Source organism: Mastigocladopsis repens PCC 10914 (assembly GCF_000315565.1).
Lineage (GTDB): Bacteria > Cyanobacteriota > Cyanobacteriia > Cyanobacteriales > Nostocaceae > Mastigocladopsis > Mastigocladopsis repens.
Map to the genome: position 1 here is coordinate 5,276,055 of NZ_JH992901.1, position 19,522 is coordinate 5,295,576.

Sequence of the window (19,522 nt, forward strand, 5' to 3'; positions counted from 1 at the left end):
ATAACGCATTGATAGAGCAATGAACACAACTGTTCTGTTGCCCTAATTTGGATTGCTGGAAACACTTGAAATTAAACGAAATAAGATTGTATGGCTGAATTTTCCAATCAATTTTCTCGGCGGAAATTTCTATTAACTGCTGGAGCTTCTGCGGTGGGGTCTGTATTCCTCAAGGGATGTTTAGGAAACCCCCCTGATACCACGAACACAATTCAAGTACAACAAGTTGCTGCTATCAATATCAATCCAGCAGATAGACCGGAAACAACTACGGTCAAGCTAGGGTACATTCCCATTGTTGAAGCTGCTCCCCTGATTATTGCGAAAGAAAAAGGCTTCTTTGCAAAGTACGGCATGACCAATGTTGATATATCCAAGCAAGCCAACTGGGGTTCAGCAAGAGACAACGTAGAAATTGGAGCTGCTGGAGGTGGGATTGATGGCGGTCAATGGCAGATGCCGATGCCTTATCTAATTTCTGAAGGACGCATTACTAAGGGTAATAGAAAAATACCCATGTATGTCTTGGCTCAATTGAATACTCAAGGTAATGGAATTGCGATCGCAAGTAAACACCAAGGCAAAGGTATCGGTGTACAAATTGCTGGCAAAGAAACGTTTTTTGCTCAACTCAAATCAGCAAATGCTGCGTTTAAAGCTGCCCAAACCTTCCCAGGAGTGAATCAGGATTTTTGGATTCGCTACTGGTTAGCTGCATCGGGTGTTGATCCAGACAATGATATTCAATTGCTGACAGTGCCAGCAGCTCAAACAGTTGCAAATATGAAGACAGGGTCGATGGATGCGTTTAGTACTGGCGACCCTTGGCCCTACCGGATTATCAAAGATAAGATTGGCTTCATGGCGGCACTAACAGCAGAAATCTGGAAAAATCATCCTGAAGAATACTTTGCCATGAGGGCAGATTGGGTTGACAAAAATCCTAAGGCGACCAGAGCAATTTTGAAAGGCATTATGGAAGCGCAGCAATGGTGCGATAACTTTGACAACAGAAAAGAACTTGCTCAAATCCTTGCAAGGCGAAATTACTTCAACGTGCCTGTAGCAATTCTGAACGACCCATTCATGGGCAAATACGACATGGGCGATGGTCGCACCATTGACGATAGAACGATGGCAGCTTTGTACTGGAAAGATGAAAAAGGTAGCGTCTCCTATCCCTACAAGAGCCATGACCTTTGGTTTTTAACAGAAAGTGTACGCTGGGGCTTCTTACCAGAGGATACCTTAGCAAATGCCAACAAGCTGATAGATAAAATCAACCGCGAGGATTTGTGGAGAGAAGCCGCTAAGGAAATGGGCGTTGCTGCTGCTGACATTCCTACAAGTACATCTCGTGGCGTTGAAGAATTTTTTGATGGCATCAAGTTTGACCCAAAAAATCCGAAGGCTTACTTGCAGAGCCTCAAGATTAAAAAAGTGAAAGTTTAGGCTCGATAACTCTGTTAGCTAATTATTTGGGTTGGGATTTTTAATTAGAAAAAATTTTTTTATCCAAAATATTAAAAAAACCTAAACTCACGAGTAGCTAACAGCAAATCTTTAACAACCCAGTAGCCAACACAAAATTTAAGGAAAACATCAATCATGGTAACACTACAAAGACGCTCTCCATCGCGTACTACCCAGAATGCTTTGCTGTCCCGTCTGCAAAAGCAATATCCCAATCTTGTGCCGCCAATTATCGCGATCGCCATCTTTCTAGTGATATGGCAACTATTTGCTTGGACTCCTGGAGCGACACTACCAGGACCAATCCAAGTGGTGCAAGAAACTTGGATACTCATTATGTATCCCTTTTATGACAGGGGTGGGATAGATAAAGGTTTATTTTGGCAAATCCTCGCTAGTTTACAACGGGTAGCGATTGGTTATTCACTAGCGGCAATTCTTGGTATTGGCTTGGGCATTGTGATTGGTACGAATAAAACCATATCCAAGGCATTAGATCCGATGATCCAATTATTCAGAACTGTGCCGCCTCTGGCTTGGGTACCAATTTCTCTTGCCGCCTTGCGACAAAACGAACCCGCTGCCCTTTTCGTGATTTTTATCACGGCGATTTGGCCAATTTTAATTAATACAGCAGTTGGGGTAAAGCAAATTCCCCAAGATTACAACAACGTAGCCAAAGTTCTGCAACTTTCTCGTCGCGAATATTTCTTTAATATCCTTATACCTGCTGCTTTACCCTACATTTTTACCGGGTTGAGGCTTGCGATTGGGTTAGCTTGGTTGGCAATTATTGCCGCAGAAATTATCATGTCCGGCATTGTTGGAATAGGCTTTTTTATCTGGGATGCCTATCAGAATAACAACGTCAGTGAAATTATTTTGGCTCTCGTCTATATCGGTGTTGTTGGTTTGTTACTAGATAAGTTGATGCTTTGGGTACAGTCAAGAATTCTGCCAGAAGAACAGAAATAGTCATTAGTGAGCCAGCGCTGCAGGAGGGTTTCCCTCCGCAGGCGACTGGCGTTCGCGTAGCGTGTCCGAAGGACATACCCGAAGGGTCCTTTGTCATGAGTAAATGGCAAAGGGCAAATAACAAACAATTGGGTAAGGTACACAAAGAAATAATGAACCACAGATGGACACAGATGGACACAGATAAATAATTACTTCATTCAGATGAAAAGCGCCATAACAAACAAATAACAAAGGACAAATAACAAATGAGTGTTTTTGTTGCGGTTGACCAAATTAAGAAAGTCTTTCCCCTAGCCGATGGTAGTCATTATGTTGCCCTTAAAGAAATTGACCTTCAAATTCAAAAGGGAGAATTTATCTCTCTGATTGGTCACTCAGGTTGTGGTAAATCCACGCTACTTAATATGGTTGCAGGTCTGGATCTGCCAACTGAGGGCGTAGTGACGCTAGAAGGAAAAAGAATCACTAAACCTGGTCCAGACAGGATGGTGGTGTTTCAGAATTATTCTCTGTTGCCTTGGCGGACGGTACGAGAAAACATTGCCCTTGCTGTGGATGCAACGATGAATGATCTACCTGCGAGTGAGCGGAGGGCAATTGTAGAGCAACATATCGATATGGTGGGGTTGCGTCCTCATGCTGATAAACAGCCAGGAATGTTATCGGGTGGACAAAAACAGCGGGTAGCGATCGCTCGTGCTTTAGCGATTCGTCCCAAATTACTCTTGCTTGATGAGCCGTTTGGTGCGTTAGATGCACTCACGCGAGGCAACTTGCAAGAACAGTTGATGAAAATTTGTGAGGAAAACCAAGTCACTGCCATCATGGTGACTCACGATGTTGATGAAGCGGTGCTGTTGTCCGACCGAATTGTGATGCTGACAAACGGACCAGAATCCAAGATTGGAGACATTTTGGAAGTGGATATTCCTCGACCCCGCAAGCGGATGGAAGTGGTGGAACATCCTAGCTACTACAGTTTGCGAAGTGAGATGATTTACTTCCTCAACCAACAGAAACTGATTAAAAAGCTGAGGGCAAGAAAAACAGCGGTCATTGCTCGTCATGGTTTAGAAAAAGTGAACCTCGAAATTGGTTTCCTCCCTCTCACTGCTTGCGCCCCTTTAGCTGTAGCAAAAGAAAAAGGTTTCTTTGCCAAACATGGTCTGGATGAAGTCACCCTAGTACGCGAATCTAGTTGGCGCGGCATTACCGATGGCATTGCTGGTGGATATTTAGATGCTGCTCAAATGCCTTCTGGAATGCCAGTTTGGTTGACTGTGGGAGGCAATGACGGTCGTCCTGTGCCAGTTGTCAGCGCCTTGACTCTCACCCGCAACGGCAATGCCATTACCCTAGATAAACGTTTTTATGACCAAGGGGTGTACACGCTCGCAGACTTCAAACAATTGCTGCAACAGTCTGCAAATCAACGGCATACTCTGGGGATGGTTCATCCTTCCTCAATGCACAATCTGCTTTTGCGTTACTGGTTAGCAGCTGGTGGTATTGATCCAGACCGAGATGTTTCCCTCAAAACTATTCCTCCGGCTCAAATGGTGGCAGATTTGCAAGCAGGAACTATTGATGGTTACTGTGTGGGCGAACCTTGGAACCTCCGGGCATCAACAGAAGGAATAGGCTTTACCATCGCTACAGATTTAGAAATCTGGCTAGGACACCCAGGCAAAGTTTTAGGGGTTCGTGAAGACTGGGCTGCAGCTTATCCCAATACCCATATAGCTTTAGTCAAAGCCTTGTTAGAGGCATGCAGATACTGTGCTGATGAGAACAACTTCCAAGAAGTGCGTCAAATTTTGGCTCGACGGGAGTATGTCAGTACCAATGAAGATTATATCCAACTTGGCGATCCAAACTCCTCTGTTTGTAGCCTAGAACAACCAATGCGACAGTATGCCCATCACCTGTTTTTTGGAGATGGCGTTAATCGTCCCAGCCGCACCGAACATTTATGGATGATGACTCAAATGGCGCGTTGGGGTGATATTCCCTTCCCCCGAAACTGGTTAGAAATTCTTGAACGGGTCTGTCGAGTCAATGTCTTCAGCACCGCAGCACGAGAACTAGGTCTGCTTGATATCAAATATCATCGCGGTCCTATCCAGTTATTCGATGGTACTGTGTTCAATGCTGATGACCCCATCGCCTATCTCAACAGTCTGGCGATTAAACGCGATTTTTCAATTGCAGAAGTTGTCATCAACTCACGGCAGTCTCCAGTAGCTGCTTAAAAATTTCAACCGCAGATGGACGCAGATGGACGCGGATGGACGCGGATAATTGTCTGTTTTATCTGCGTGTATCCGCGTTCATCTGCGGTTCAAAATCCACAATTCACAATCCAAAATAGCTATGTTAAATCGCGCTTTAACCTACACCGAAACCCTCAGAGAGCCTGTAGCAACATCTAAGCGTTCAAATCCTTTCTTGGTCATTGAGGACGCTTCCAAAGTCTATCCCACGCCCAAAGGTCCTTATACAGTATTAGATGGCGTTAATCTCAACGTGCATGAGGGTGAGTTTATCTGCGTCATCGGTCACTCAGGATGCGGCAAATCGACACTGCTGAACATGGTTGCTGGTTTTACCAAGCCAACCTCTGGAGGAGTGCTGCTTAACTCCAAGCCAATCACTCAGCCTGGTCCAGACCGGATGATGGTATTCCAAAACTACGCTTTGTTGCCTTGGCGGACTGCTTTTGAAAACATTTATCTGGCTGTTAATGCCGTTTTTCCCAACAAGTCAAAAGGGGAGAAGTCAGCAATTGTACGTAACCATCTGGCACTCGTGGGACTATCAGAGGCTGCTGACAAAAAACCACCGCAACTTTCAGGGGGGATGAAACAACGGGTTGCCATTGCACGTGCTCTAGCAATTCGTCCCCAAGTTCTCATTTTGGATGAACCTTTTGGGGCATTAGATGCCATCACCAAAGAAGAATTACAGGAAGAATTGTTGAAAATTTGGAACGAACGGCGATGCACAGTGCTAATGATTACTCACGATATTGATGAAGCACTGTTTCTAGCAGACCGCTTAGTGATGATGACGAACGGACCTGCTGCCAAAATCGGTGAAATCCTTGAAATTCCTTTCCCCCGTCCGCGCGATCGCTCGCGGATTATGGAAGACCCACAATACTACCAGCTGCGGAACCACGCTCTAGATTTCCTCTACCGCCGCTTTGCTCACGACGAATAGAAACTAGAAAAATCTTTCCCAGTTTTAAACAACAAGTTTTTCAAATCAGGCTTGACATCTCCAAAAACAATGAAAACAGTAACCTCTGAGAAAACAGTAACCTCTAATCAATGGCATACTCTTTCTCCAGTACAGGTGGAAAAGAGTTTACGTAGTCACATCGAAAAGGGTTTAACTGCTGTTGAGGTCATTGAGCGACACACTCAATTCGGACCAAATGAGCTATCTGCTAAGAAAGAAAAACCTCTTTGGTTAAAATTTATCCTGCAATATAATCAGCCGCTTCTGATTATCTTGGTATGTGCGGGAGCTATCAAGGCGCTCATTGGAGAGTGGATTAATGCTGGGGTCATTTGGGGCGTAACTACCACCAATGCCATTATCAGTTTTCTTCAAGAAGCTAAAGCCGAAAGTGCGCTTGCTGCTTTAGCTTCCGCAGTTCAAACAGAAGCGACTGTTATCCGCGATGGCAAGAAGTTACGTATTTCATCCCAGCAGTTAGTCCCTGGCGATGTTGTGCTGCTCAGTTCTGGCGACAAAGTCCCAGCAGATCTGCGTCTGGTTAAAGTGCGTGATTTGCAAATCGATGAATCAGCCCTTACGGGTGAGTCGGTTGCCGTTGAAAAACAGACAGAAGTCCTGACTCCAGAAACCCCTCTGGCAGAACGCACCAACATGGCTTATGCAGGAGGCTTCGTGACGTTTGGACAAGGCACAGGCATTGTTGTCGCCATTGGCAATCATACTGAAACGGGCAAAATTTCCCAGTTAATTGAGCAACGGGTTGATCTGACGACTCCCTTGACTCGGAAATTCAACCAATTCAGCCAAAACTGGTTGTACTTTGTCTTGGGTATGGCAACTCTGACTTTTGCCGTGGGACTGGGACAAAGAAGCTTTAATGATGCTTTAGAAGCTGCGGTTGCTTTGATAGTTGGTGCAATTCCCGAAGGATTGCCAGCAGTAATTACTGTCACGCTGGCTGTGGGAGTTGCGCGGATGGCACGTCGTCATGCAATTGTTCGTAAGTTGCCTGCTGTAGAAACTCTTGGTAGTGCAACTGTTGTTTGTTCTGATAAAACCGGCACCTTGACAGAAAACCAAATGACTGTTCAAGAGATTTATGTCGGAGGTATGTTGTGTGCTGTCACTGGTAGTGGTTACGGCTCAGAAGGGCAAATTTTGTTCAATCAACAGCCAGTTGACTTAAAGCAGGCTCCATCTCTTAAAGAATGCCTCGTAGCTGGATTGTTGTGCAATGACTCCCACATAGAGCAAAAGAATGGCAATTGGGTAGTAATTGGCGATCCAACTGAGGCAGCATTGATTGCAGCTGCCAACAAAGCGGGATTGCGACAACCATCTGTAGAAAAGTTAATGCCACGGCTAGACTCTATCCCCTTTGAGTCCCAATTTCAGTACATGGCAACTTTACACACAGCAGGGAGTCAGGAAAATACTGGACTCAGAATTATCTATGTGAAGGGTTCGATGGAGGCTATTCTTCAGCGTTGTCAGCAAATGCTGGATGCTCAGGGAAATCTGACTCCCATAGTTAAAGAGACTTTGTATCAACAAGCCGATGTCATGGCAAAGCAGGGGTTACGGGTGCTTGCTTTTGCTAAAAAGTCGATGCCGCCTACTCAGAATTCCATAAACCATTCTGACATCGAAACCGGGCTGATTTTTTTGGGGTTGCAAGGCATGATTGATCCACCCCGACAAGAAGCGATCGCCGCTATCCATGCCTGTCAGCAAGCGGGAATTCAAGTCAAGATGATTACTGGCGATAACGTGACAACAGCAAGTGCGATCGCCCGTCGCATGGGGTTCCGCAACCGAAATAAGAAAATCGTGGCGTACACGGGTACTGAACTCGCCCAAATGAACACTTCCGAACTCAAAAACGCTGTCGAAGACGGTGTCGTTTTTGCCCGTGTCGCCCCAGAACAAAAACTCCGTTTGGTCGAGGCTATACAATCTAGAGGCGAGATTGTGGCGATGACTGGGGACGGGGTGAATGACGCACCAGCCCTCAAGCAAGCAGATATTGGCATTGCGATGGGAAGCGGTACTGAGGTTTCCAAAGAAGCTGCTGATATGGTGCTCACAGATGATAACTTCGCTTCAATTGAAGCGGCTGTCGAAGAAGGTCGTTCAGTTTACAAAAATCTTATCAAAGCGATTTGCTTTATTCTCCCAGTCAATGGTGGAGAATCCATGACAATTTTAATTAGTACGCTGCTTGGCAGAGAATTACCCATTTTGTCATTGCAAATTCTCTGGCTCAATATGCTGAATTCCATCACCATGACTGTACCGTTATCTTTTGAACCGAAATCTACGGAGGTCATGAAACAACCACCTCGCCCAGCCAATGAACCCTTCTTGACAGGCAATCGAATTAAGCGTATTTTAGCTGTCTCTCTCTACAACTGGACTTTGATTTTTGGGTTGTTTGAATGGATACGCCAAGCGCCCTGGGGTAGCTTGCCACTAGCCCGTACAATGGCGATTCAGGCTTTAGTTATGGGGCGAATCTTTTATCTGTTAAGCATTAGCCAATTGTTGCCTTCTTTAGCAGCCAAATGGAGTGGTTCAACCGAATCGATTAAAAGTGCGCCTGCAATTGCTGCTGGAATTGTCGGTGCTGTCATTTTGCAAATAATCTTCAGTCAATCTAACTTTATTAACCAAGTTTTCTCCACAACTCCACTAACCCTTGACCAGTGGTTGATCTGCTTTGGTGTCAGCTTACCAATGATTGCCATTGCAGCTTCCATCAATCGCTTTGACCCGCCTAATTAAGAAAACATAGTACATCCTGAGTTATTTTCACTCAGCACTGGGTACTTGGGACTCAGCAGTTAGTATCACCTGCTGAGAAATCCACTGGAGATAGGGCTGAGAACCAGCAAAAATAGGCAGAGCAATAATTTCTGGCACTTGGTAGGAGTGCAGTTCGCGAATTTTTGCTTCCAAAATGAGAAATTTGCTCAAGTCTGTTTTAATCAGCAGTTGCCATTCCTGCTCCTTGTGTATTTGTCCTTGCCAAGTATAAATCGAATGAATTGGCAACAAATTTACACAAGCAGCAAGTTTAGCTTCCACAAGAGCATTGGCGATCGCTTCTGCTTCCTCCACTGAAGAAGCCGTTACTAATACGACACCGTAGTTAGCTGATTCATTCATAATTTGCAACTAACACATAAATATGGTAGTCATGAGTCAGCTAGCTGATAGCTGACTCATGACTAAACCGTTGTAGATGTGGATAAGGAATAAACTTGACCATCAATCAGCAGTCGAGTGATTCCCTTTGCCTGGAGATGATAACGTGCCTTATGTAGCATTTTGCTGTCAGGAATTTTAATCACGCGATCGCGCTTGGTAGAGAAGCGCTTTGCCACTCTGTGGTTATCGAAGACTGGCAGCGTTCTTTGCTGGGTTTCCAAGTTAGGAATGTGCCCCAAGTCACCAAACTCTCTAAGTGGTCGGGTGATTAATTCTGAGGAGCGGTCTATCACTAGATAGCAGGTTTTGGGTAAACTGGCTGCTGACAGTGGCAAGACTCGAACTAATGTGTCACCCGACCTTGGTCTTGTGACAAAAGGCGCAGCTGTTTCATAATCTTCATCGTCTAGGTATTCCTCTTCGTCGTCATCTTCTAATTCATCTTCTTCTAAATCCTCCAAATCATCTGACTCGTCTAGCAAGTCTTCGCCAAACATTTCCGCTATGACATTTGCTTCTGGACGCGTATCTTCCAAAAGCGGACTGGGAATGCTTGTGATTTCTGGGGGTTTGTCTGGAGGTTTCTGTTCTAAAAGTTCCAATTGCTCAGCAATCGGTTGCTCAGTTCGCTCAACTCGTTTTGGTATTGGTTTTGCAGGAGCTGAAGAGCGCCGCTTCACTCGTCTAACCGCAGGAGTTCGATCATCAACTTCCACAAGGCGCGGTTGTTCTACCACTACTGGTTCCTGCACCTGAACCTCGAGCGCACTCTGTTCAGCAACCGGATCTGCTGCTGTCTGTTGCTCTTGTGTCTGGTCTTCCTGTGGCTCGTCGATAAACACAGGCAAGTTTTCGTAGTTGACCTGTGCTCTTCCTTCAGGCGTTCTAGCAGCACGCTTCAAAGAGACGAGGTATTCATACTCGTCTTCTGGCAAAGTACTCTTGAGCAAGCGGCTAATCGTCGAGTTACTTACGTCATAGCGTTCTGCCAAAGTTGAGGTCGTTTCGGCAGTTTCGCGATATAACTTAAGAATTTCTTGTTTATCTGGTTCTGTTAGTTTTCTCACGGTAGACACCAAAAATTTCTAAGCTCGTTTTCTTCCACTGGTACGTCGTGAACGGTAGGAAGATGCGTCGTATTCCAGGACAGCGCCCATGCCAAATAAAACTCCACTCCACACCCAAAATACCTCTAATATCTCTCCACTTTGATAGTTAGGAATCCAATTTGTGGCGTATTGAAACCACATATCTGCAATGTAAAGCGAAAATGCTGCTGCCGCAATCATTCGCCAAGACAAAGACGCTCTTCCACCCCAAAAGGCTAACAATAAGGTAGTAGCGATAATTAACAACACTACATCGCTAACGATATAAAACCAATTCAAAATTGGTGCAATACTCTCTATCCCGGTTGGCATTTGAGTTTCAACTATTGCTTGTGGTTGATTAGAAATTAACCACGCTAATGCACTACCGAAAGCTCCAATTCCCAACACAATTATCCACTGCCATTTTTCTAGATTGAGTCGCCTAGAAGTTACTGCCAAAATCATGCCAATACCAAGCAACAAATAAGTCATCACAAAAAATACATCACCAAGGGAAACGATAGGTTCTTCTTTCAAGACTATTTCTCTATAACCGAAGAATATCCCCCCTAGGAAATAAGAAACCATACCGATACCGATTGCTAGCCAAACATTGCGATCACTAACAATTTTTGGACTACGCCAATTTCTCAAGCATAAAACACCAGCACCCAGATAAGCTATGGCTTCAAAAATATTTGTACCAAGGACGTACCAATCAGCACGCCTTTCCATGCCATTTGTAGCTGGAATTCTGGCACTAAACAAAAGAAAGTACAATAGTGCCAGCGCACCCCAGCCAAGGTTAGCTAAGACGATGCTCTGAGTAGAAAACATGGATTTGGGATGGTGTGACTTGTTGTAAACGCTACTCATAGAACTTTACTGTATAAATGCACTCTAGCAGTTTTTTGGCTGATTGACAGTCTAAGAAATAACCGTCATGAAAGGGAAAGAGTCAATTCAGGGTAAAAGCAGTAGATGATCCAACACCAAGAAAACTGCTATGAACTAATGCCACAGTTTACTCAACGAAGATAGATTTAGCCAACTGATGAAAAGATCTCGTTCTCCCTCAGGCATATCTTGTAACCTATCAACCACTTGCTCGGCAAAGTTGGTATTGCCAAAATATGCTTTTGCCAAGCGATGCAGTTCCTGTAAGAGGGTAATAATATGGTGTTCTTGCCAACTTGGTATTTGGCTAACTTGTTGCAGATCCATATTGAGCAGATTTTTGACTAACTTTGGAGAAGAGAGTTGAGGAATTTGCCACTGCTGCAACACCTGGGCAATATCTTTCTCAAATAACGCTGCTTGTCGAGAACCTAAAAAATCCTCTACATCCATATAAACGGCTTGCAGCAGCAAAAGACAGGCTTGAGTTAGAATTCGTGTCCTGCTAGGGTTACCCGTGTCACAACCTATCTGCTTTAAACGAACCTTACGCCAAACGCTGTAGCGTGCTGGTTCCTCTAGGAGAACACAGGCTTTACCTCGGTTATCGGTTAATTCTCTCCATAAGGCTTTGGCTTCTTCTTCTTGGTTGGCTTTGAAGACGCTAATCAAACAAAAAGTTTGCCCCTGATAATAGAGGATCTGCAAGAGCTGATCCTGCTTTGGGTGCTGAATGGTCGAGATTTCAACATCTTGCCGTTTCAGAATAAACATGACACTGGCAATAACTCCTCACCAAGGCGTTCTTTATCAAAAATTTTGGGTTGAAAACCTCCCCCTGAAAGGGGGACTTTAGACGCTTTACTTTTTACAAAAAATTTAGTATAATTTTTGACACTTGTTTCTCACCAATCGCAATGTTCGACCAAAATAAAATTCCTGACAACAGCGACGACATAGTGCGAGAACGAGCCTGAACCTTGACAATTCGTAGGGCGTTGTATCCAGAAAGATTGTGCAATACATGAAACCTTGGGTACGTAAAACGAATGAGGTTTGGTTGTACAGAACTTTGTGTTCCTTGTACATAGTTGGCGGTGGGGCGCGTCGTCAACTTTAAACTAAATTGCTTGCGGAGGAGTTCTGTCGGGGAGTAAGTCATGGGGCTGCTCTAGATAAGATCCGGTGAGGCAAGAATCCTCGCACCTTTAGGTCGAGGAGCGTCAAAGGGGAGATATCATTATACGCACGCAAGCTGCATAGCTTGTGTTTGGCGTGCGCTTTTTTCGCGTTTGTCGGGAGCATCCCATTGACAAAACAGGATAACTAACCAATACTCCATTTGCTTTGTTTTCGGTGTACATTTACTAACTCTTGTAACGACTTGGATCTTAGCCTCGCTAATGTGAAATCTGCAATAATTTTCAATTGCCTTTTGCTTAGGTTCACAGATATAATATTGGGTAATTACTGTCCAGCCAGCTAGTATCTTTAGTTTGGGCGCGTAGCTCAGTGGATAGAGCCACGGATTTCTAATCCGTTGGTCGCAGGTTCGAATCCTGCCGCGCCCGTTGTAACTAAATACGAACCCTTAAAGCCCGCTAATTTGGTACGATGATTGAACCAAGTAGAGGGTTTATATTAGTAGTGCTGCATCATACAAAAAATAAGGCAGATATTGCTGCTACCAAAGCAATAGCAGACTTAACTGCAAAAGGTTACAAGGTTATTTATCCAGCAATTAAATTTGGCGGTTGCTGCATCAGAACGACACCGCCAAAATCACCTAATCCTTTTTACTGGTGGGAAGATTTTACAAACTTTACAGAAGAAGCGATTAAGCGAACTTACAAGGAATTTGGAGTTGACTTAACCACTAGGAAGGTAAACTTAGATTCTAGAATTCATACTAGAAAAGTAGAAAGACCTTCCAAAGAAGAATTACAAAAACTGGTGTGGGAAAAACCAACAGCACAGATATCTAAAGACTTTGGAGTATCCGACAAGGCTGTCGAAAAATGGTGTAAGGCTTATGGCATTGAAAAGCCAGCTAGAGGATACTGGGTTAAAAAAGCTTATGCAAAATTATCAGAATAAAGGTGGTAGATCAAAAGAAGAATTCCACCTACCACCCACTACCTAGTTACAAGTCATTTAAGACTGCTATACTCATCCTTCATTTTTGCTCACAATCTCTTTACGCTCCTGGTCCGGCGGTAACAATCACCAATTTATCGGGTTGAATTAACTCCTCAATTGCCTGCTGCACCTGATCTAAAGTGACTGTTTCAATGCGCTTGGGAAATTCTCGGATTTCCTCCTGAGAAAGCCCGTAAACGGCATTGTCCAAAATGATGCTCGCTACATTACTAGGATTGGCTAAGTCCACGGGATAGCTATTAGTAATTGAGCGTTTCGCCGTGTTCAATTCAGCCTCAGTGACTCCTTGCTCTCGCAACTGCTTAAGTAAAGCTAAGGTGCTAGCAACAGCCTTTTGAGCATCTCCAGGAGCAGTCTGCATCTGAATCAAGAATGGACCTGGTTGAACTCCAGCAGCAAAAGCACTGTAGATACCGTAGGTTAGACCTTGGCGATCGCGCACCTCAGTACCTAATCGGCTAGACAAGGTATCGCCGCCCAAAATTTGATTCAGTACCAAAGCAGAGTAGAAACGAGGGTCTTTCCGCGAAATCCCATTATAACCAATGTAGGTCACAGCCTCCGCCTTACCGGGAATCACTGAACTTAAGCGTTTCATCGTTTCTGGCAAAGACACCGGAGCTAAATTGAGAGTCGGAGGCTCACCCTGAGCTTGCCATTTGCCGAAAGCTTGATTGAACAGTGCTTTGACTTGATTTGGCTCAAAGTCACCCACGAGGGCGATCGTCGTCGTATCGGGTCGGTAGTGTTCCTGGTAAAAGCGCAGCACATCAGCACGAGTCACGCTTTTTAAGCTCTCTTCTGTAGGAAAGCTATGAAACGGATGATTTTCAGGGTAAATTGCCTGCTGGAATACCCGTCGTCCCAATCCGCGAGGGTCATCGAGCTGTACTTTCAGACTTATCAACGCTCGTTGACGACTGAGTTCAAGCTGGTTCTCTGGGAAGGTCGCATTTTGCACCACATCTGCCAAGGTTTGAATCAATATCGGCAGATTAGCAGACAGGCCATTTCCACCAATACTGACGCCTTCACGAGTCGCATTGAATCCCAAGCTAGCTCCCCGGTCTTCTAACGCTTTTGCCAGAGTCAGAGCATTTTTTGTCTGAGTCCCATTCATTAAATTGGTAGCAACGAGACTCGATAATCCTGCTGTCTGATTTTTGTCAAATTCGCTACCTGCGTCAATTTGTCCGCTTAGGTTAACAGTGGGGACGCTGTGGTCAGCCAGCAAGAGAACTCGCAACCCATTTTTAAGCGTGAATTGCTCTGGTAACGGTTGTTGAGTCGAAGCGGTAGCTGATGTAGCAGGAGGGAGGTATTTGGCAAGTTCTGCCGGGTCTACAGGCTTACCAGGGCTGAAGTTTTCTACAGTGCGATCAGAACCAGCACTGGAAGACCCAGGCTTACCACCTGGTAGAGTTGGTTCAAAAAAGCCGATAGTTTGTTTAGCAGGATTGAGATAAGTTTTCGCCACTCGCTGCACATCCGCTGCTGTGACTTTGGCGATCGCCTCTAAATAGCGCTCAATATAGCGATAATCTCTGGTGACAGTTTGGCTATACCCCAGTTGGGTTGCTTGAGAGGTGATGTCTTGGTTACTGAGTACAAAGGAAGCTTGCAGTTGCGTCTTTGCTCGGTTCAATTCTGCTACACTGACTTGTTCCTGTTGCAGTTTAGCCAACGACTGTTGCAGCACAGAAGCAATTTTCGATAGCTCTTGACCCGGAGCCGCTGTAGCATTAATTTCGTACCAACCTGGTTCGATCAGTTCCGCAGGACTTGCACTTATTGAACTTGCCAAGCCTGATTCTACCAAAGCTTGGTAAAGCTGTGAGCTACGCCCGCCCGTGAGAATGGCATCCATCACATCAATTGCAGGTACGTCCGGATGAGTGACATTTGGTAGAGGATAAACGACTTGCAATAGTGCGGCACTTCCTGGCTCTTTCAGGACAATAGGCGATTTTTTACCCCCTGAGGAGACTGGAGAGGATGAAGGGGATATTGTTCCCTTCTCTGTCTCATCTCCCCCTACTCTAGATGCCCGTTTCGGTAGCTTTCCGAAAGTTTGTTGGACACTCTTCAGCACGGGTTCAGTCGCAAAATCTCCTGTAATTACCAGGGTGGCATTGTCAGGGCTGTAGTAGGTATTGTAGTAGTCCCGTACCTGCTGCACCGTGAATTTTTCCACATCGGCTTTTGTGCCTCCCACAGGTAAGCCATAGGTTCGGTTTGGGAAAGCCGATCGCATGACGGCACGGTTAAGGCGATAACCAGGAGAATTTTCATATCCCTGTAACTCAGAGATAACGACACGCTTCTCACTTGTCAGTTGTTCGGCTCCAACTAAAGCGCCTTCCATGCGATCGGCTTCTAGGGTGAGCAGTGCTTCCAATTTGTCGCGTTGCACTGTCCCAAAATAGGCTGTTTCGTCATAGCTGGTAAAAGCATTGAACTGACTGCCTAATGCACTAAATAGCCGACCAAACTGCACCGGACGGTCAGTGGTTCCCTTGAACATCAAATGTTCAAGCTGGTGGGAGATGCCATTCTCCCCTGCTTTCTCATTGCGCGAACCTACTCGATACCAGACCTGCACACTCACAACGGGTGCGGTATGGACTTCTTTCGTTAGCACTGTTAAGCCATTTTCCAATACCGTTTTACGTACCCCTTGAGTGAGGGCAAGACCGGATACAGGTGTGAGGAGACTTGGTGTTGCAGCATTGCTGAAGTTGCTTCCTGACAGCACTCCACTTAGGAGGAAGCTTAAGAAAAATCCCACCAGAATAAATGAACGTAGCTTCGAGAAAAAAGGCATGGTAGGTTACACAAGAAATAAACGACCAACAAAATATATGCTATAAAAATGCTTTCTTGCGTTTTACCAAACAAGAGAGCATAAAGTGTGGTATATGACCAAATTTAATATTTGCTTAGGATTAGCTTAACAATTCAATGTTACGGCTTAATGACAATTGTTTCTCACTCTCATGATTGGGAATTTTAATTTAAGTAATATTACTGAGTTCACTTTCGTTGGTTTTGGTTATGGAGTGCGTTCTGCAAAATGTCTACAAAACAATCAACATAGCCCCTGAGTTTTGAATTGCTAAATGAGCGATCGCACTCCTTGGACTCCCCTCCATGCAAAAATACACCGCAGCATCCGCTTGCGCCAATTATTTGAGCGTAATCAACGGCTATTAGTCGCTGTCTCTGGCGGACAAGATTCTCTCTGTCTCATCAAATTACTATTAGATTTGCAACCAAAATGGGGATGGCATTTAGGTATTGCTCACTGTGATCATCGCTGGCGTCCTGACTCCCAAGCTAATGCGAGCCATGTAGAAAATTTAGCAAAAAATTGGGATCTTTCATTTTATTTACAAACAGCGAACGAACCTTTAAAAAGCGAAGCCGCAGCACGCAATTGGCGGTATCAAGCTTTGAGTGCGATCGCCTGTGAAAACCAATTTAACTGTATTGTGACAGGTCACACAGCTAGCGATCGCGCTGAAACTCTGCTTTACAACTTAATTCGTGGCACTGGTGCCGATGGCTTGCAAGCATTAACCTGGAAACGTCTGCTTGATAGTGACATCTTGCTTCTACGTCCACTGTTAGAAATCACTCGCACGCAAACAGGGGAATTTTGCCAAGACTTTCAGCTTCCTGTTTGGGAAGATTCAACCAATCAAGATTTGAAATTCGCTCGCAACCGCATTCGTCAACATTTATTACCATATTTGCAAGAAAATTTCAACCCCTTAGTTGAATCAGCCCTTGCCCAGACTGCCGAAATTCTACAAGCAGAAGTGGAATATTTAGAACAAGCTGCTCATCAGTTGCGGGAAGAGGCGATGGCGGGGGAGATAGGGAGATGGGGAGATGAGGGAGGGATTCCCCATAACCCACAACCAATAAGGCTCAACCGTCGTGTATTACAGAAAGCACCACTGGCGCTACAACGTCGCGTCATGCGTCAGGTATTACAAGAAAGACTTCCTTGCGCTCCTAGTTTCGAGCAAATTGAAAAACTGACAGCTTTAATGACAGCACCAAACCGTTCGCAGACTGATCCATTTCCAGGTGGTGCGATCGCCCAAGTTGAAGGTGACTGGATATACCTAAAACACTTCTGAGTACTGAGTACTAAGTAGTGATTTTTCATCCAAGAAGGTGTGTAGAGACGTTGCAATACAACGTCTCTACTGTCTAAGATGCTGTCAACTGCGGTTGAGACATCAGACTTAGGAGTGTCTGACGCATTTGAGCAATAGCTTGGAGTTGATAATCACCTGTTTCCTGCACTCTTGCTAACGATTCAGTCATTCCTTGTAACTTTTGCCGCACCTCATCCACGGAATATTGAATAGGTTGTAGCGCCTCTTGATATAAATTCAACCGTCCGCGAGATTCTGCGGTTGTTGTTTGCAAAACAAACAAGTTTTGCTCCATAGTTTGCAGTGAGTCGCGCTGAGTCTGTTGCTGTTGCGTTTGCTCTGCAATGACACCTTGCATTTGCTCAATGCTGGTATGCATCTGCGAAATCTCATGCTCGAGATTTTGCAACTCTTGTGACTGTTGTTGTTGCTGCATTTCAATTTGCAGCAGAATTGCTTTTAAATCAATATTTGTTTCCTCTTGTTCATTGACAAGAGATTTTCCTTCTCGCTGTTGCAGTACTGTTTGGTGTTGCTTGAAAATATCCTGTTGCTCAAGCAAGCTGCGGCGTTGTCCTACCAATGTTTCATTAAGCATCTGGTAGAGATCTTTTTCATCCACCAGTTCGGCTTCTAAGTAGCCGCGTTCTAGTTCAGAACCTTGGTTTATTTTCTGTTGGAGTTCTTCTATATTTTTTTGTTTTTCTGTTAGTTCTTGTTCCTGCTCATGAACGAAGCTAGAGTCAATGCTCAACTTCTGCTGCAACTCTCGCACTATATTTTGCAGTTGTTCTAGAGGCATATTTTCCAAAGCTGCCACATCAACTTTACAAGTAGGAGTCACATCAACTGTTGCAGAAAAGGAGCGAAGCTTTTGGTGTAACTCTTGGTGGTGTCGCAGTTGGTCTTTCAGGATTCGCGCATACTCTTGCTTGCGCTCAAGAGTAACTGTATTCACCTTCAACTCGGCTATTTGCTGCTCAAGAGAATTTTGAGCTTGCTGCCATTCTTTTTGGCGTTCAGATAACTCTTGCGACAGACGATTAACTTCCACTTGCTGTTGGTCAACTGCAGTTTTTTGCTGTTCCAGTTGTTGCCAGTGTGGGTTCAAAACTGCTTGCTGCCTTTCCACCATTTCTAAAGCAAGATCGAGGTGTTCGCGTACTGTTTGTGTTGGAGCAACGCTAGTAGAGAGCCGAGCAAGTAACTCATTTAGCACTCGACTTTGCTCCTCATCCAATACAGCCTGCTGCTGGCACTCTGCTTTGTACTCCTCCAAGCGACGCTGCTCACCCCGCAAGTGACCCCATGCTCCTTCCAGTTCCTGACGGTTGCGCTCAATTTCCATTCGTAACTTTTCAATTTCCTGGCGGGAAACCTCTACTTGTTGTTGTTGCGTCTCTAAACGTTGAACTTCATCTTCCTTTTGTTGCAGTTGTTCCAAACGAGTTTCCATATCCATTTCACGGCGATTCAACTCTTGCGCTTGAAACGTTAGAGACTGCTTCCACTGGTCAATTTCTTCTTCTTTGACCTTAAATTTTTCCACCTGACGGGAAAAATTCTGCAAAATATTGACTAACGGACGTCCTGCCTCCTGAATCCGCTGCACTTGACGATTCGGATTCATTTCAACCAAGACAAGGATTCCATCACTTAATTTGCTAGCTTCCTCAGCCGCAATCACTTCTTCAGAAACCGTACCCCAACTCTGGTCAGTTCGCTGACAAGCCAGTAGTTTTAGTTCGGTTTTGCCACCACCACCGAGTAACCCGCCTTTCTGTTTTTGTACTTCTGCTAAATACAGCACACTGTTATTCCTTTTGTGTACTCAATGCTCGTGTTATGAGCTGTACTTTAAATAGTTGCACTCACCTGTCTCACCTATCTTCAATGGAGGATAAATGGACAGATAGTACAGACAATATATTTATAGACGCGATGTGTCACGTCTTAATATTTATGGAACTGACTTGTCGCGTATCTATATTTTGTACTGATCGTAGTTATGATGACTTCCGTGTTATCACTAACATTGCCAAAGTATCTTGGCAGAATTTTTAAGATACAGCACATTGCAAGTAGGTGAAGTACAACGCTCTTGTCTAAAAGCCAGACACAGAGCCAATTTTACTTCTGAGTTCTGTGCCTCCTAGGTCGGAACTGCGTTAACGCGCAGCGTGCCCGGAGGGCATATTCTGAATTCTGCTGTATGTGTTCCAAAAAACAGTAAGCACTGCTCTATGTCCCTATATGCTTTGCTTGCTTTTGGACTCGCGTCTGTTGTCTACCACAATC

General features: G+C 44.8%; 14 protein-coding genes and 1 tRNA gene. 8 read left to right on the forward strand and 7 right to left on the reverse strand.

Annotation, left to right across the window (positions count from 1 at the left end):
- The first annotated feature begins 90 nt into the window (after window positions 1-90).
- The 5 genes from MAS10914_RS0125450 to MAS10914_RS0125475 all read left to right on the forward strand — a co-directional run bounded on the left by MAS10914_RS0125450 (window position 91) and on the right by MAS10914_RS0125475 (window position 8,481).
- On the forward strand, window positions 91-1,452 hold the full coding sequence (locus MAS10914_RS0125450) for a CmpA/NrtA family ABC transporter substrate-binding protein (protein WP_017318770.1): 1,362 nt from the start codon (window positions 91-93) through the stop codon (window positions 1,450-1,452).
- Between the two features lie 156 nt (window positions 1,453-1,608).
- On the forward strand, window positions 1,609-2,448 hold the full coding sequence (ntrB, locus tag MAS10914_RS0125460; protein WP_017318771.1) for a nitrate ABC transporter permease: 840 nt from the start codon (window positions 1,609-1,611) through the stop codon (window positions 2,446-2,448).
- A 248-nt stretch (window positions 2,449-2,696) separates the two neighbouring features.
- Window positions 2,697-4,703, forward strand: a complete 2,007-nt coding sequence (locus MAS10914_RS0125465; RefSeq protein ID WP_017318772.1) for an ABC transporter ATP-binding/substrate-binding protein — start codon at window positions 2,697-2,699, stop codon at window positions 4,701-4,703.
- A 121-nt stretch (window positions 4,704-4,824) separates the two neighbouring features.
- Window positions 4,825-5,673 carry a nitrate ABC transporter ATP-binding protein gene (locus MAS10914_RS0125470; RefSeq protein ID WP_017318773.1) on the forward strand — a complete coding sequence of 283 codons (849 nt, stop codon included), beginning with the start codon at window positions 4,825-4,827 and terminating at the stop codon, window positions 5,671-5,673.
- Between the two features lie 69 nt (window positions 5,674-5,742).
- The gene (locus MAS10914_RS0125475; RefSeq protein WP_017318774.1) at window positions 5,743-8,481 is read left to right on the forward strand and encodes an HAD-IC family P-type ATPase; all 2,739 of its coding nucleotides are present in this window, start codon (window positions 5,743-5,745) and stop codon (window positions 8,479-8,481) included.
- A gap of 27 nt (window positions 8,482-8,508) precedes the next feature.
- Here MAS10914_RS0125475 and cutA read toward each other — a convergent pair whose 3' ends face one another.
- The 5 genes from cutA to MAS10914_RS0125500 all read right to left on the reverse strand — a co-directional run bounded on the left by cutA (window position 8,509) and on the right by MAS10914_RS0125500 (window position 12,057).
- Window positions 8,509-8,865, reverse strand: coding sequence for a divalent-cation tolerance protein CutA (cutA, locus tag MAS10914_RS0125480; protein ID WP_017318775.1), 357 nt, complete (start codon window positions 8,863-8,865; stop codon window positions 8,509-8,511).
- Window positions 8,866-8,927: 62 nt separating this feature from the next.
- Window positions 8,928-9,974, reverse strand: coding sequence for a hypothetical protein (locus tag MAS10914_RS0125485; RefSeq protein WP_017318776.1), 1,047 nt, complete (start codon window positions 9,972-9,974; stop codon window positions 8,928-8,930).
- A gap of 18 nt (window positions 9,975-9,992) precedes the next feature.
- Window positions 9,993-10,874, reverse strand: a complete 882-nt coding sequence (locus MAS10914_RS0125490; protein WP_026082812.1) for a hypothetical protein — start codon at window positions 10,872-10,874, stop codon at window positions 9,993-9,995.
- A gap of 135 nt (window positions 10,875-11,009) precedes the next feature.
- On the reverse strand, window positions 11,010-11,669 hold the full coding sequence (locus MAS10914_RS0125495; RefSeq protein WP_017318778.1) for an Npun_F0813 family protein: 660 nt from the start codon (window positions 11,667-11,669) through the stop codon (window positions 11,010-11,012).
- A 94-nt stretch (window positions 11,670-11,763) separates the two neighbouring features.
- Window positions 11,764-12,057 (reverse strand): hypothetical protein, encoded by a 294-nt coding sequence (locus MAS10914_RS0125500; RefSeq protein ID WP_017318779.1) that lies wholly within the window; start codon window positions 12,055-12,057, stop codon window positions 11,764-11,766.
- A gap of 336 nt (window positions 12,058-12,393) precedes the next feature.
- Between MAS10914_RS0125500 and MAS10914_RS0125505 the strand changes: the two genes are divergently transcribed.
- Together MAS10914_RS0125505 and MAS10914_RS0125510 are read left to right on the forward strand one after the other, a co-directional pair.
- Window positions 12,394-12,466: transfer RNA gene (locus tag MAS10914_RS0125505), tRNA-Arg, on the forward strand.
- 43 nt (window positions 12,467-12,509) lie between these two features.
- Window positions 12,510-12,992 carry a PDDEXK-like family protein gene (locus MAS10914_RS0125510; protein WP_017318780.1) on the forward strand — a complete coding sequence of 161 codons (483 nt, stop codon included), beginning with the start codon at window positions 12,510-12,512 and terminating at the stop codon, window positions 12,990-12,992.
- Window positions 12,993-13,092: 100 nt separating this feature from the next.
- On the opposite strand, the gene MAS10914_RS0125515 is transcribed toward MAS10914_RS0125510, so the two are convergent.
- The gene (locus MAS10914_RS0125515; RefSeq protein ID WP_026082813.1) at window positions 13,093-15,879 is read right to left on the reverse strand and encodes a M16 family metallopeptidase; all 2,787 of its coding nucleotides are present in this window, start codon (window positions 15,877-15,879) and stop codon (window positions 13,093-13,095) included.
- Window positions 15,880-16,174: 295 nt separating this feature from the next.
- On the opposite strand from MAS10914_RS0125515, the gene tilS reads away from it, so the two are divergent.
- Window positions 16,175-17,203 carry a tRNA lysidine(34) synthetase TilS gene (gene tilS, locus MAS10914_RS0125520; RefSeq protein WP_017318782.1) on the forward strand — a complete coding sequence of 343 codons (1,029 nt, stop codon included), beginning with the start codon at window positions 16,175-16,177 and terminating at the stop codon, window positions 17,201-17,203.
- 73 nt (window positions 17,204-17,276) lie between these two features.
- Here tilS and hmpF read toward each other — a convergent pair whose 3' ends face one another.
- Window positions 17,277-19,034 carry a pilus motility taxis protein HmpF gene (gene hmpF / locus MAS10914_RS0125525; protein WP_017318783.1) on the reverse strand — a complete coding sequence of 586 codons (1,758 nt, stop codon included), beginning with the start codon at window positions 19,032-19,034 and terminating at the stop codon, window positions 17,277-17,279.
- Window positions 19,035-19,522: the final 488 nt, after the last annotated feature.